Below are 230 nucleotides of genomic sequence, written 5' to 3'. Positions count from 1 at the left end.
AACCGAAGATCAAGAGGCCGATCGCGGCGCCCAACGGGGTCTGCGCCAGCCAGGGGAAAGCCAGCAGGTCGGCGATCACCAGCACCAGGAAGGCGATCAGGCTGCCATCGAGCGAACGGTCGGCGAAACGACCGCCCGCGGTATTGCCTATGGTGAAGCCCAGGCCGATCAGCACCAGCATCGCCGTCACGAAGTTGGGCGATGCGCCGGTCAACTCCGCCAGGGTCGGC

The 230-nt window shown here is 66.5% G+C and carries 1 pseudogene; it reads right to left on the bottom strand.

Features of this window, described 5'->3' with window-relative positions:
- Positions 1 to 230, bottom strand: a pseudogene (locus tag SB764_RS45120) (MFS transporter); the annotation flags it as partial.

The organism is Paraburkholderia sp. SIMBA_027, assembly GCF_046535315.1.
GTDB classification, from domain to species: Bacteria; Pseudomonadota; Gammaproteobacteria; order Burkholderiales; family Burkholderiaceae; genus Paraburkholderia; species Paraburkholderia tropica.
This window is presented reverse-complemented; position numbering and strand designations above follow the sequence as displayed.